Source organism: Methanobrevibacter sp., assembly GCF_017468685.1.
GTDB lineage: Archaea > Methanobacteriota > Methanobacteria > Methanobacteriales > Methanobacteriaceae > Methanocatella.
This window is the reverse complement of sequence record NZ_JAFUHT010000077.1, coordinates 115,255-131,116: the sequence shown is the minus strand read 5'-3', so window position 1 is coordinate 131,116 and position 15,862 is coordinate 115,255. Positions and strand designations below refer to the sequence as shown.

Below are 15,862 nucleotides of genomic sequence, written 5' to 3'. Positions count from 1 at the left end.
ATCTTTAACTTTTCCTGCAATATCTGCGAGGGTTCCTCTAATTATTTGTTGGTCTGGCCAAGTTGCCTTTTTGACAACTGCAACTGGAGTGGTTTTTTCATAACCTACAAGCAGTTCATCAACTACCTTGTCAATCATACCGTTTAAAGCATATATTTGTTGATGAATTATTCAAAACCATATTAAAGTTGAATTTTTACATTTTTTATCTTCAAACCATTCAATCAGTAATGTTCTATCTTCATCTAATTTAATCTCATCAACATACCAGTTTAAAGGAATTTTAACTTTACTCATTAGTACATCACCACTTCTTTTAAATCAATACCAAAAAATTCTTTAGCAAGATCTTTCTTTTTTCTGCTCATATTCCTTATACACTTCTGCTCTATCAAAAATACTATCTAAATTATAATATTTTGATAAATATTCTTCAGTGAACTTTTGATGTTGCTTTCCATAATTATCAACATCATACCCTTCATTTTTCAATTTTTTTCTTTTCTTCTCTTCAAGATGATGAGCTTCTTCTAATGAATAATCTTTTGAAAAATATTTCTCACCATCATACTTAGAAATTAACCTAATAAGCCACCTTCTCTTAAAAACTCCATATTAATCTCTTCGATAAATTATATCATGCACATAAAGATGTAAACCAGTATATTTACTGAAATATTTTGAAATCTTTTCTTCAAATTCGCTCATATGTTGTATAAGCACTTCTTCATAAATTTCATTTCTAATTACTTTTATTTGGTTATCATCATAGTAATGCTTTTGAAGTTTAACTGCTAATTTTTTATTCACAATAGATTTAATTTTGTTTCTAAAGTAACTATCATCTTTTATTAAACTATTAATCAGTTCTTGTTTTGATTTAGTTGATAATATATTTGTATTTATAGTTTTAAGTGAATGTTTTCATTAGAATTATTCAAAACTTTTAGGATAGGCGTTTATGATAGGTATGTAAATTTAATTAAAACAGATACTTATGAATGTAAATAGTTGCTTAGAGGTGAATGATTTTAAGTTTGATTACTAAGCAACTATGTAAGATTAAATTATCACTACGCTCCATGCAGTAGTAATTTTTACTTGTGGCATTATTATCAACTCCCTTTAAATTAAAGTTCATACGGAGTCCGGTTATTCCGATATAACGGCGTGGTTAACTTATATCTATAAATTTGTTGCAGTATCATGAAATTTTTAGGACATGTATAACATTTCGGTTAAATAACCATCCCTATGTAAAAATTTTCAATTATAAAAAAATAAATAATTCCGTAAAAAATTGACCAAATAAAAAAAAGAAAAAGGAAAAAGATAACTAGATATAAAATCTAGTTACGTGTTTATTTTAATATTATTCTTTTCTGCTTGTCCAAAAACAACCAAATATTGCAAAGATTGCAACTAAAAGATAAACAAATGGATTACCTGTGTTTTTCATTGTAATGTCCATTGCAGGTTCAGGAGTAGGATTTACCGGTCTTGGGTGTGGCTTGTGATGATCATCAGGTGTTTTATTTTCAATAACGCTGATTTCAGCATCATCATAATTGTTACTTAAGTCAGTGTCATTAGTGGATGATGTTACGTTTGCCTTATTGACAATATCACCTGCAACCATTACTTTACATAAAATGTCAAGAACGTATTTTTCACCGTTTTCAACATCACCAATATCCCATTTTCCGCTAGATTGTGCATAAGAACCTTTTGTTGCAGTGTAACTAATGAATTTTACGCCAGAAGGCAATACATCATTTACAACCACATCTTTTGCAGTTGAAGGACCATGATTAACGACTGTGATAATCCAGTGCATCTCATCTCCAACACGGTAAACTTTCCTATCTGATGATTTTATGAGTTCCAAATCACAGACAGCAAATGCTTCGGTTCTGTTTTCAGCTTTGTTGTTGTTTGAATTATTATCAAATGTTGAAGTTGAAACTTCAACCGGATTTGTAATATTTCCAATGTTTAAAACTTTTGTTACAATAGTTAAAGTAACTGTGGAAGCATTATTCATATCACCAATTGTCCATATTTGACTGTTTTTATCATAGGTACCTTTAGTGGCAGTGTATTGCTTATATTGCAAGGAATCAGGAATGTTTTCCTGAACTTTTACATCTTTTGCTGTGCTTGGGCCATGGTTAATGACGATAATGGTCCATGTCAGTTCTTCTCCAACATAAGCCTTTTTGGAGCTTACCAGTTTGATTATTTCCAAATCACAAACAGGATTTACTACAGTAGTGTTTTGCGCATGATTGTTTGACTCATTGGAATCTGGAGTACTTCCTGTTACAACAGCAATGTTGGTTTTAGTCCCTTCGGTTAAAACTTGAGTCAGCAATGTTATTGAAACAGAAGCGTTTGCATCCAAGCTTCCTATATTCCAAATTAAAACGTTTCCTTTTTGACTGCAACCTTCAGGAACTTCCAGTAATCTAACACCATCAGGCAATGTGTCATTGACGATAACATCCTTTGCAGTGCTTGGACCATTGTTTGAAACAGAGATTGTCCATTTAACAACGTCCCCAACATTTACACTAGATGCATTTACGAATTTGCTAATTTCCAAATCACAAATTGGATTTGCAATGGTTGTGTTTTGCGCATGATTGTTGGATTCATTGGAATCCGGAGTAGTGGAATTTACAGTAACTATATTAGTAAAAGATTTCTCATATTTGATTTTTGTTACCAAAGTAAGGGAAACTGAATCATTAACGTCTATTTTTTCAATCTCCCAGACCCTAGTTTTATTATCAAAACTTCCCACTGATGGAGTTGCCTTAATGATTTGTAAACCGTCAGGTAAAGCATCATTAACAACAACACCCACAGCAGATGAAGGGCCTTTATTAAATACAATTATAGTCCATTCAACCATATCATTCACATAGACACTTGTTGCGTTTACATATTTTGTAATTTCCAAATCACAAATCGGATTTGCATAAGTGGTATTGTTTGCTCTGTTGTTTGATTCGTTTGAATCAGGAGTTGTGCTGTTTACGACAACGGTATTGTTTACATTTCCTTCACGTACAACTTTAGTTATCAATTTTAAAGTCACAGAAGCGTTTGCATCCAATGTTTTAATATTCCAAATCAGATATTTTCCATCGAATGTGCAGCCTTCAGGAGTTGCAAATTCAAGACCGTCAGGAATGGTATCATTAACAACGACATCTTTAGCAGCGCTAGGACCAACGTTCACAACAGTAATGGTCCATAAAACAGTATCATTAACAAAAATACTTGTAGCATTCACGCTTTTAGTAATCTTCAAATCACAAACAGGATTTGCATAAGTAGTGTTGTTCGCTTTGTTATTTGATCTGTTAGAATCAGGAGTAGTACTGTTTACAACAACAATGTTAGTTGCGTTTTTCTCAGCAACCACTTTTGTGGTAAATGTAAAGGATATTTCGCTATTCGCTTCCAAATCGCCAAGATTCCAGACAATTGTTCTTCCGGTTTGCTTACCACCATTAGGAATTGTGCCACTGACAACAACACCTTCAGGTAAATAGTCGCTGACAGTTACATTTTTGGCAGTGTGAGGACCTTTGTTTTTAACTGTTATTGTCCATTCAACAGTATCGTTTACAAAAATACTTGTAGCGTTAACGCCTTTTGTAACTTCCAAATCACAAAACTTATTGAGCACAGAGGTATTGTTGTATGCTGTTCTGTTTCCGGTTTGGCCGGATGTGACATTCACTGTGTTTGTGATATTACCAAGAGATTTGGTAGTGAATTTGACAGTGAAGTTAGAAGTTGAACCTGCAGCCAAAATTCCATCAAATGAGAAAACATTTCCGGATTGGGTCCAATTTTCACCGCTTATTAAAGTTATTGAATCCAGTTCAGTTGCATTGTAGATTTCAAATACCCTAATGTTGGTTAAGTTGCAGTCTCCTATGTTTTTAACGACAATTGTAAATCTGGTATCGTCTCCGATATAGACTGTCCTGTCTAATGCCAATTTTTCAACGGCAATATCAGGATTTAAAACATAGGTTGTATTTTCAACAGTTATGTTTTCGGTTTCTTCGGAAGTGACATTGACAGTGTTGGTAACATTACCTTTAACCAATGTCTTGAACCAGACAGTGAAATTAACACTCTCATTAACAGCCAAAGTACCATTGAATCTGAAAGCATTACCTTCCTTAATCCATAAATCCTGTTTATTATGATTGGTATAGTTCAACTCGGAAGAATTGAATAACTCAAAAACACGAACATCATGCAATACGCAGTTACCTGTGTTTTTAACAACAATCACAAAGTAAGTGTCATTTCCAAGATAAACAGTCTCATTCAAAGCCAATTTAAACGCTTCAAGACTTGGATCTTCGACAAAAGTAACATTCTCAGCAACCTTATCCTCAGTCAAATCAGAACTTACAACAACAACATTTCTCCAATGACCACCTTCCCTAGCATCAAAAGTAATATTGAAACTAGTAGAATTACCAGGAGCCAAAACGGAAGTATAATTGAAAATATAATCCCCTACTTTAATCCAGCCGTCACCAACAAATGAATTGTAAGCAAGACCTATAGGAATCTCCTCAACAACACTAACGTTAGCCAAATCACAGTCACCAGTGTTAGTAACAACAATAGTGAAAACAACCTGCTCATCAACCCTAACAGTCTCATTCAAAGTCAATTTCTCAACAGCCATATCAGGCAGATAAACTCTGATGTTAGCAGAGGCATTGATTTTATCAGTTCTATTGGATCTTGCAGTAACATTGTTTGGCAAACTACCGTTTCTTAAAACCTTGAAATAAACAGTAAATGTAGCATTTCCACCTTCAACAAGGTCATTTGCATAGAAGAAAGTCCTGTTATCATTGGATGCAGTCCAATTCTCACCAACAATTTTAATAAACTTAAAATCACCAGCATCAAACTCTTCTGTAACATTCACTTTACCCAGAGTACAATCCCCAACATTAGTAACAGTGACATTAAACGCAACAGTATCATTAACAACAACAAAATCAGTAACGTTCAAACTTACTTTTTCAACTGTCATATTAGGATTATAGACTGTGGTTGTATTATTTGCACTATCTGTACGGTTTCCAGTTTCCTTTGTTGTTAAATTAACAGTGTTGAGTAAAGTACCAGTCTTCAATGTTTTAAATGTAATAGTGAAGCTTGCACTTTCATTAACTCCTAAAACGCCATTATAAACAAAAGTAATATTGTCTTTTGTAATCCATTTATCATGATTGGTATAACCTACAAATTGCAACTCACCGGAATTGAAAATTTCAGTTACGGTCACATTGTGTAGTGCAAAAACATTAGTGTTATTCACAATAATGGTAAAACTTACATTATCTCCTAGAATAACTGTTTCATTCAAAGTAACTTTATCCACCATTTTAACAATTAGCGGAATTACCCTGAACTTGCTTTGATTACCGATAACGGTATAATAACTGCTTTTATCATAGATTGCCTTAACAGTATAGTTTCCTTTTGTTAAGTTTTCAAGTGTTAAACGTGTAGCACCATAAATGTCAGTTCTTGGAATTTCAGAATAAGTCACATTTTTAATTAAACTTCCAGTCTCGTTATAAACCTCAATTCTGATAACCTGGTTGTTTTCAAACGGATACTGGTAAACATTATCATAATTTGGGATGTCTTCAGGTTCAACATCCTCTGCTTTACTGTGAATTGTTCTTACTTCATTATTTTCATCGAAGAACTGATAAGTGATATTGTTTACAGTTACTTCACCATCTCTGTTATACATTGCATTTGCAATGTTGTCTCCACCCTTATGGAAAACGAGAATTGTAATGTTTTCGCCTTCATAAACTGTTGAGATGTATTGCAAATCATTGCAGTGACAGTTACATGTGCCTTCAGTACAATTGCCATCACAGCCACAAGCACATTCGCATTCAGCATCATATGCACGCAAAAGATTATTCAAATATTTTGCATATAACCTATTTTCTTTAGAAATACGATTTAATGCATAAGACTGAATCAATGATTTGTTTTTAGAGCAGTTGCAACTGCAGTTGCAAACGCCTTGAACAGTACAGTCTGCACTGCTGTTTCCCCTATCATAATCAATTACAAGCAAGTAAGACCTAGCAAGATTATCAAAGAATTCTGAATCATGAACCCTTACTGAAGAGTCTTGAATATAAATTGCGGAACCGTTAGTTGCAGTGTTGTTATAGAAGTTAGCCTGAATATCTGCATCAAATGAGAAATCTATATGGAAAGCTCCACCTTCTCCTCTATCTCTGGAAATATCACCAATTGCATGATTGCTGATGAATGTGGAATTTTTGACGATTAAATCAAAAGCGAAGAAAAGTTTTGCAAACCCTCCATTTTCAGCAGTGTTATTGAAAGCATATATGTCTTCAAAATATGCATTTTCACTTGCAACAAATACTCCACCACCATTATCGGCAGCATAGTTTGAAGAAATGTTGTTTTTTGTGAAATTAGTATTTGCACCTTCAATACTTGCAGCTCCTCCAGCAGAATTTCTACCGGTTGCACGGTTAAAAGTGAGATTATTATTCATGAATAATGCATTTTCACCTATAATAAAGACTCCACCACCGGAGTTTGCTTCATTATAGGAAACGTTATTATTTAAGAACTGGGCATTATCACCCTCAATATTAATTGCACCACCCAAACCTGTTTCAGGATCTTCTTCAATTTTTAAAGCTGTATTATACTTGAATCTGGAATTTTGAACAATTACATTATTTCCGTCAATATAACTTGAACCACCAGCCAAAGCAGTGTTTTTAAAGGAAGTTACATTATCAAATAATGCATTGTCACCTCTAACATAAACGGCACCACCATTTATAGTGGCATTACAGTTTGACAGAGTAACATTGATGAAAGTACAGTTGTCTCCTGCAACATCCAAACCACCCCCACGAATGGAAGCATTGTTACTGTCCAAATGACAATTCTGGACTGTAATATTATGACCTTCAATGAATGAAGAACCTCCTTTTGAAGCAGTGTTATTTACAGACATTACATTGTCAAAAGTTGTGAAATTACCTTTAACGTAAATTGCACCACCTTCATTAGCTGCATGACAGTTTGAAAGATTTACATTTCTAACTGTACAGTTGTTTCCTGCAATATCCAATGATCCACCTCTATCGGAAGCGTTATTGTTGTCCAAATCACAGTCAATAATTTTGGTAAAGTTACCTTCAATAAATGATGAACCTCCACGAGTAGCAGTGTTTCTTTCTGAATCCACATGATCAAATGTTGCATTGTCTCCTAAAACGTAAACTGCACCACCGATTCCATCTGCATGGTTATTTGATAAATCCACATTAATTACAGTACAATTTATTCCTGCAATATCCAATCCGCCACCACGTTCGGTAGCATAATTGTTATCAAGTACACAATCTTTAATAAGTGTGTTGTTTCCTCTGATAAATGTTGATCCACCAAGAGTAGCATTGTTATTTAATGATTCGACATTGATGAATTTACAGTCGTTACCCAAGACATCCAATGCACCACCTAAACCTGTGTCATTAGTACCATTGTAAATAGCCTTATTCCTATCAAATGTTGAGTCTGATACGGTAATATTATTTCCTCTAATATATGATGAACCTCCACGTTGAGCAGAGTTATCTGTAGAGTTAATATGATGGAAATGAATATCATTACTTTTAACATAGAATGCACCACCCTCACGTGCAGCAGTGTTTTTAGAAACCTCAAGATTATAAATCTTACAATTTTCTCCTGCGATGTCTAATCCACCACCTCTACCACTGAGATTTGTACCGTTATCAATAGCTTTATTTCCATCTAAAACACAGTCATGCACATCAACAAAGTCTCCTTCAATAAAAGTGGAACCTCCACGGCAAGCTGTGTTATTTATAGAATCTACTCTAACAAATGAAGAATAGTCACCTTTAACGTAAACGGCACCACCATCAGTACCTGCAAAATTGCCGGATACATCAACATCACTCACGTTACAGTAATCACCAGCAACATTTATACCTCCACCACGCAAAGTAGCAGTGTTATTGTCAAATGTTGACTGTTTGATTTTTGTATGGTCCCCTCGAATAAATGTTGAACCACCAAGAGTAGCATTGTTATATTTTGATGTAACATCAATCAGCTGACAGTTGTTACCTAAAATGTCAAATGCTCCACCGATACCGGAATTGTCGGTTCCATTATAAATAGCATTATTGTTGTTGAAGGTTGAATGCTGTACAACAGCATCATGACCACGAATAAAAGCGGAACCTCCACGGGACGCATTGTTATTAACAGAAATAATATTGTCAAAGAAAGCACCATCGGTAATCAGATAGATTGCACCACCATCAGTACCAGCCTTATTGTTTGAAATATTGGAATTCATGAACTCACACGGTGAAGATGTTGTATTGATGTAAAATGCACCACCTTCAGAATGAGCAGTGTTGTTTTCCAAAATACAGTTATCAACTACAGTAGTACCGATAATGAAAAAATCAATAGCTCCACCTCTGTCTGCAGTGTTATTAAAACATTTACAGCCAATCATGTCCACATGGTTAATGTCGTACATGTGAAGAGCACCACCCTGTGCCCTGTCCTGAGAACGTTGTCCTTTTGCAGTATTGTTTACAAAGGTTGTGTTTACAAACTTAAGATTAGGTCTTCCGACTTGACTGTCGATAGTAACATCAATAGCACCGCCGTTACCATTGGTAGCGACATTAAAGTAGAATTGACAATCAAATGTATCAACGAAACCTCTTATTGCACCACCATATGGAGCCTTGTTTTCTGTGAAATTACAGTTAAATATTTCCATTTGAGCCATACAGGACCAAAGCGCTCCACCACCATTAGGAACAAGGGACGGATTGTTTTGGAGCACACCGTAAGCAGTGTTGTTGGTAAATGTTGAATTGGAAATGACCCATCCTTGGGCACCAAAGTTTTTAACAGCACCTCCACCTGCAGGAGCAGAGTTATTTGTAAATGTTGAATCGGAAATCAGCCCATTGTGTGCGCTGGCTGAAATTGCAACGGCACCACCATGTCCAAAGTTGTCAGGCCACTGCTGTGACCCGTCATTTGCAACATGATTGTTGGTGAAATTTGAATTTAAAATGTTTACATTATCACAATTTTCACCAATATAAATTGCACCACCATTTTCTTTGCTTTTACCGTTAATAAATGTGAGATTTACTAAATTGACAGTATTTACATTATCATTTATTTTAAATATCCTGGAATAACCTTCCGCATCCAAAACAGTTCCGTTACTGCCCAAAATTGTAATTGATTTATCAATTACCATATTGTTTTGAATGTCATTAATGTAAGTGACATCTTTCAGTTGAAGAATTGTTCCCGGTTCAGCGGAGTTTATTGCAGCTTGAATATCGGAAAATCTGTTTCCTTCAACAGGAATAGATCCTTTAAAAAAACTGCCCTCTTTTTCAAGTTCTCCGGAATAAACCTTATAAGTGTAACTTCCATCAGGGAGATTTGAATAATCATATTTCATTTCACCATTTTTATCAGTTACTCCGGTTTTTCTGTCTATCTCATCACCGTTTGAATCATAAATGACAACAGTGAGTTCCTGATTTGGTAATTTAACCACACCCTCGTCAGTCAGGTTACCTGGAACATATGATGAGCCATCCCATATTTTTAAATTTTCAATAGCAGGATTACCATTAATCATATGGGAAAAATCTACTGAAAGAGCAAATGTCAATGATAAAAATCCACTTTCAACACTCATTTCAATGTTTTGTCTGAATTTACAGTCGTCTACCAGACCGTTAGTACCTTCACAGTGAATTGCTTTACCGTAAGGTGCAGAATTATCTTCAAAAGTACAATTGGATATTGTTGAATCTGCCCCTTTAGAGCAAATAGCTCCACCATTACCCCATTCAGAACGGGCAACATTTTGTTTGAAATAACTGTTTGTTACAGTCAACCTTGCTCCGGTAGAGAAAATTGCCCCACCATTAGCTATTTCATTATTTGATCTTGCATAATTATTCTTTTCGAAAAGACAATTGTTAAATTTACAGTCATTAGCTTCCACATATACTGCTCCACCATCTCCTGTCCATTTGTTTCCATTATTTGTAAAATTACAGTTAGTAAACTGAGTATTTGTTCCCTGTGAATTTATACGAACAGCACCACCGTTCTGATTTTCACAATTATCAAATAAACAATTATTTATTTTACAGTCTGAAGACTGAACGTAAACAGCAGAACCTGGTCCACTACCACTATTTGAATTTAAAATCTTAACATTGCTTAAAGTGATTCCAGCTGCATTAAAGCTAAATACTTTAGCATAATTTGCATTTATTGTGGAAAATCCATTTGGGTTGGAACTGCTTCCACCAGTTATAATGACATTAGCAACATTGACATTTACCTGATTTCCATCCCATTGCTGCCAATTGGATGTGAAATCTTTATTTCCAAGATATACTGTATCACCTTCATGAACTGCTCCGGAATCAAAATAATTTTTAATATCCTGAACAGTAGAACCTGAAATATCATGGGTAGCTGACAATAATTCATTATCACTAGCTTGCAGGTAGCCTTCAGCAGAATCACTCGGCAGCGACTCGTATATAACATCATCATCCGTTTTCGTTAATGTCATATTATTCATTGCCGAATCTTGTGATGCACTAACAACTCCCACTAAAAATACGAGCAAGAATAATATCAAAATAATCAAAATAGATTTTTCTATTTTTTTGATATTATCTCCTCCTTATGAATACAATTTTTTACTTACACATATAATAAATCAAATTTATCATATCACAACATAATTTTGACAATGTAGAAAAAATTAAATTTAATTAAATAAAATTTATTATTTTTATTTAAAATTTTTTTAATTTCATCCTATTGAATTTAGATTAAAAGTTAAAAAACTAATTATCAAAATATTATTGCATTTATGATATTATTTTCTAATTATATATAAAATTTACTAACAATATAATTAAAAAAAATAAAAAATAATGAAAAATGTTCAATATATTAAATTTAATAATTTTCAACAAATAGCAGAATTTTTATAAAATTTTCCACAATAAAAAATAAAATTATACAAATCAACTAAAAATAACTATTAAGTTAAAAAAATATTAATCATTATGAATTGAAAATCGTTAAATGTATAAAAAAAAAGTATAAAAAATTATATAATAAAGTAAAAAAAATACTAAAAAATATTAAACCAATATGTAAATAATTTCTTTACAATGATTTTAAAAAAAACAGATAATAATAAAAAACAATTAAAAATCGCTTATTTTAAATTTAAAAAAATAGTATAAAAAGAGAAGATACAATTCTCCTCTTTCACATCATTCATCCAATAGTTTGAGATCTTAGTCGCCTAACTTGTATTTCTGGATTTTTCCACTGGTTGTAAGTGGGAATTCCTCCTCAAATAGTTGCAAGGTCTCCTGAGTGTAGCCATCCGTCAGGTTCTATGGTTTCTGCAGTTTTTTCAGGCATGTTATAGTATCCTTTCATTACATTGAAACCTCTGCACATGATTTCACCGGTTTCGCCTACGCCGGCCTCTGATTATCTCATGTACAGTATATATTTTCCAAATCTTGGAATTCTATAAATAATTACTGTAGCAGTATAACTGAATGCATATGTTACTTAATTTGTTAATTCTGCAGTGTAATTCACTCCATCAATGTTGATTGTGACATTACATGTTGCATTTACATTATCTATAGTAGTTTAAAGCGCATATTTGTTGATGAATTATTCAAAACTATTTAAATTCATTTTTAAAACTGATGAAAAGTGATATATCCCATTTCATAAACTATATTACCTTCAAAATATAGAATATCTTTAATTAATTTCTCTAAGTGATAATATGAACAAAAAAATATGCATGTCCATTTTAATATCCATTTTTGTAATTTTTGTATTCATCACTTCTGTATCTGCAAACTATTACTACGAATATGCAGATCCGTGGTATGACACGGAATTTTTTGACATGAACTCCAATTATTATGAAGATTCTGATTCCAATCAGGTTACAATTGAATTTTTTGAAAAGGGCGAAAGTTCTTATATTGATGTTTATGTTCCTCAAAATGACTATAATTTGCAAAATGAGATATATGAATGCATTGTTGATCAAACTTATGATTCCAATGCAAATATTACCACTTTAAAAAATGAAATACGGGAAATCTGTCGGAACTATGGCATTGATAATCCTGACATCACAATCAAATCCCCTTATGGTGATGATTCTTTCATTTATCTTGGAAAAGCCAGGGGAATTTCAATGGAACCTACAATAAAAGATGGATCCATGTTCATATTGAATAAAACCCATGATATCCATGTTGGAGATATAGTAAGTGCCAAATATCATCCTAAAAATATTGATATTTTAAAAAGGGTTTCTGTAATCAAAGGTGATGAAGTGTATCTCACCAGCGATAATGTTAACGGAACCTTTGTAAAAAACGGAAAGGAATATACATATGAAGGCCTTCGCACATGGGTTAACATGTCAGACATTAACGGTGTGCTAATTGATATGTATTACGATGAAAGTTATAATAATGGTTATTATGGGGATGTCATAGAAGTTTAACTGACTTTTTCATCATGATTAATAATTTTCATTTAAAAAAAAGTTTGGGAGCATTTAACTCCCATTATTTTTTGTATATTCTTTTAAATCCTATTATTGAGAAAACCAAAAGTAATAATATAATTGGATTGCCCGTAGTGTTTGAAATGCTTTGAAATGCTGAGGAATTTTTATTTGATTTAATATCATTTGTTTTTTGATTATTTTTTGCCATATCCTTTTGAATTTCAGTGGATTCATTTTTATTTATATTATTAGTTTTATCAGTACTTTTATTAGTTGAATTGCTGTTTGTTTGATTGGTAATGTTTGTATTATTACTTTCGGATGAATTATTTTGTATTTCTTTTAATGTTATTTTGTATCCGAAGTAGTTTTGCATATCATCATTTAATGGGTCAAATACTTCAAAATCAAAGATAGCTTCTGTTTTTTCATCTATCTGTTTTGTTTGTCCATGATCAGGAATTACTCTGCCTTCTTCAGCCAGTTTTAGAATTGCTTGGGTTATGGGATTGTTGCTGTTTAGATAATATCTGTCTGAAAAATCCCAAATTACTTCACTAGCAGCATCTGAATCTGTACTTGCAGTATCATAGAAATCAACGAATAATATTTTTAAATAGTTGCCTATGGATGTATTGTACTTATTGTTCATTGCATGTGATGTGTCTTTTGGTGTAAATACGCTTCCAACTTCAGCATGGTCTTTGGATAAGTTTATACAGTATCCATTGTAGCCGTCACTAAATGTAATGTTTCTGATTCCGCTTTTTGTTGCATTCACAGTTGTCTCGTCTGAAAGGATTGTGTCATCTGATGTTTTTAGTGCATCAATTTCTGAATCTGTCGTGTTAGTGTCATGTGCTGCAACAATGCTGCAACTTAATATTAAACATAAACAAAATAGACATAATGCTTTTATTTTCATTAGATGCCTCCGTTTAAATATGCTATAGTATAGCATATAATTATAATTGAATTTTATAACTTATTTAAACTTTAGCATTGTTTAATTGGATTAAAATAATCTCTAAATCATTATTTTGTTTAAAAATTCATTGGATAAATTAAGTAAAGTAAATAATTTTTTACATTAATCTTGATTAATTTATAAAATTAATGCCTAAAAACTAAAAAAAATTTTTAGAAAAATAATGGGTGATTAAAATAATATTATAGAAATTATTCAATGGTGTGCTCCATTACCTTTGGAAATACTAATCTGTATCCGGTTCCCTTTTCAAGTTCCATTAAACTGATTTTTCCGCCTAACTGCTTGGTTAAGCTTTTGATGATTTCACAACCTAAATTTGCAGTAATATTATTTACATCTTTTAGGCCTACACCGTTATCTTTTATAATCAGTTCTGCAGTATCATTGTCCAGGCTTTTAATTGATTTTGTAATCCTGTTGTCAGTTGATGACTTGTCTGGAAAAGCATATTTAACGGCATTCATTGTTATCTCGTCAATTATCAGAAGTAGTGGTGTAATAACTTCAATTGACAGGTTCAAATCATCATCCACAATGGTTTCAAAATTGATATGTTTAGGTGAATCGACCACATTTGTAGTCTGTCTGTCATGATCTGTCAGATAGTCTTTTAAGCTGATGTTTTTGAAATCCTGTGAGTTGTATGTCTTTTCATGAAGCAGTGCAAGTGATGTTAGACGTGTCTGCATATGCTCGATTATCAAATCAGGATTATTTCTATATGCTCTTTTTTCAAGGTTTAAAAAACTGTTTAAAACCTGCAGGTTATTTTTCACCCTGTGGTGAATCTCCTTAATCAGAATCAGCCTGTCATCATTTGATGCAATCAGCTGTTCCTGTTTGCGCCATTCTTCAGTAATGTCTGTTAGAAATCCAAGACTGTGAATTTCATTGCCGTGTTCAAATCGTTCAATGTAGAGGTCAACCACTTTCTTATTGTTGGGATCTCCGTTAACGTAATAACTGATTGTATCATCAATATTGTCCAATTCACCATTAATTAACTTATTGATTTTTTGAACTGCTTCCTCCTCTACAATATTGTTTAAAATATCTCTTGAATGATAATATTTTGGAGGTTCCATCTCAACAAGACTGTAAAATCCTTTGGAGAATTTGTATTGTTTGGCATTTAGAGGTTCCATAAGCAAAGCCAGTTTTGTGCTGTTTTTAAATCCGTCCAAAAGAAAGTCAACAGGTTTGGTAAGCTCATCATTTACATAATGTGTTATGTCGTTCATGAGGCCCTGACGGACAATGATTCCACTTTCATCATAATATGAATTGATGCTTATGTGGATTCTTTTTAAGATTCCGTCTTTTGTTTTAATGCGGATGATTTCCTCAAACTGTGCTGTTTCCTTATTTGTAATTTCAAAAATTTTATTGACAATGTGTTTGTCTTCAGGTATTACCAAATCAAAGACTATATTGTAATAATCGTCTGCATCCTCTTTTGCACGGTTTATGATATTGTATATTCCCTGTGACCAGGTGTATTTTCCGTTGACATTGTAGCAACTGCCGGTTTGTGAAAAACTTTCCATGATGTCGTTTTTATCTTCATCAAAGTTTCTATATTCCAAATCAGCACGGCTGCTTATTTTTGTGTCGATATTGTTTGTTGTTACAAAGATTCTGCCTTTGTCATAAACGATTTTGGCATTGCTTAGCTTTGATAACTTGTTTTTAGAATAATATACAAATCTTATCTTTTTAATTGAATGATTTTCATACACATCGACCAATTCATCATAAAGAATTTCGTAAAATAACGGTGACAGTTTGCTTAACCGTCTGCCTTTAACATCATTTTGTGTACAATTATATTTGTTGAGAGTGAATTTGCCCACATTTTGAATGATAAAATCTTTTTCTTCATCCAATGGAACCAGTGAATGGATTTCAACAGGGATGTTATTTATCAGTTCTTGAAGCGGAAGGTCTTCCACATCAAATTCCTTAGGTGTTGGATTATAAAAATCTTTTCGGCTTGCATTAAAAATGCGAATTTCGTCAATTCCTTCCAAATGCCTATATTCTTTTTCCACTCTCATCAAAACACCAATCTTAATTATTAATATTATATAATTATTTGTCTGTAATCATATTTAAATAGTATAATTGTA

6 protein-coding genes and 1 pseudogene are annotated in these 15,862 nt (G+C 32.8%); 1 reads left to right on the top strand and 6 read right to left on the bottom strand.

Features of this window, described 5'->3' with window-relative positions; all coding sequences use genetic code 11:
- The 4 genes and pseudogenes from IJ258_RS10235 to IJ258_RS10220 form a co-directional block, all read right to left on the bottom strand.
- Positions 1-141 (bottom strand): annotated as a pseudogene (locus tag IJ258_RS10235) (SAM-dependent methyltransferase); the annotation flags it as partial.
- 30 nt (positions 142-171) lie between these two features.
- Positions 172-297 (bottom strand): hypothetical protein, encoded by a 126-nt coding sequence (locus IJ258_RS10230; protein WP_292806552.1) that lies wholly within the window; start codon positions 295-297, stop codon positions 172-174.
- A gap of 42 nt (positions 298-339) precedes the next feature.
- On the bottom strand, positions 340-492 hold the full coding sequence (locus tag IJ258_RS10225) for a hypothetical protein (protein ID WP_292806550.1): 153 nt from the start codon (positions 490-492) through the stop codon (positions 340-342).
- 880 nt (positions 493-1,372) lie between these two features.
- Entirely contained in the window at positions 1,373-10,786 is a 9,414-nt protein-coding gene (locus tag IJ258_RS10220) for a hypothetical protein (RefSeq protein ID WP_292806548.1), read from the bottom strand.
- A gap of 1,212 nt (positions 10,787-11,998) precedes the next feature.
- Between IJ258_RS10220 and IJ258_RS10210 the strand changes: the two genes are divergently transcribed.
- The gene (locus IJ258_RS10210; RefSeq protein WP_292806546.1) at positions 11,999-12,736 is read left to right on the top strand and encodes a S26 family signal peptidase; all 738 of its coding nucleotides are present in this window, start codon (positions 11,999-12,001) and stop codon (positions 12,734-12,736) included.
- A 64-nt stretch (positions 12,737-12,800) separates the two neighbouring features.
- On the opposite strand, the gene IJ258_RS10205 is transcribed toward IJ258_RS10210, so the two are convergent.
- Both IJ258_RS10205 and IJ258_RS10200 read right to left on the bottom strand, forming a co-directional pair.
- A complete protein-coding gene (locus IJ258_RS10205) occupies positions 12,801-13,667 on the bottom strand; it encodes a hypothetical protein (protein ID WP_292806544.1) in 867 nt (288 codons plus the stop codon).
- Positions 13,668-13,921: 254 nt separating this feature from the next.
- On the bottom strand, positions 13,922-15,790 hold the full coding sequence (locus IJ258_RS10200; protein WP_292806542.1) for a histidine kinase dimerization/phosphoacceptor domain -containing protein: 1,869 nt from the start codon (positions 15,788-15,790) through the stop codon (positions 13,922-13,924).
- Positions 15,791-15,862 lie beyond the last annotated feature (72 nt).

What these genes read in the sequence shown, in the direction of transcription:
- IJ258_RS10230 (WP_292806552.1), bottom strand. Translation starts at nt 297, where the DNA reads ATGAGTAAAGTTAAAATTCCTTTAAACTGGTATGTTGATGAGATTAAA.
- IJ258_RS10210 (WP_292806546.1), top strand. Translation starts at nt 11,999, where the DNA reads ATGAACAAAAAAATATGCATGTCCATTTTAATATCCATTTTTGTAATT.
- IJ258_RS10205 (WP_292806544.1), bottom strand. Translation starts at nt 13,667, where the DNA reads ATGAAAATAAAAGCATTATGTCTATTTTGTTTATGTTTAATATTAAGT.
- IJ258_RS10200 (WP_292806542.1), bottom strand. Translation starts at nt 15,790, where the DNA reads ATGAGAGTGGAAAAAGAATATAGGCATTTGGAAGGAATTGACGAAATT.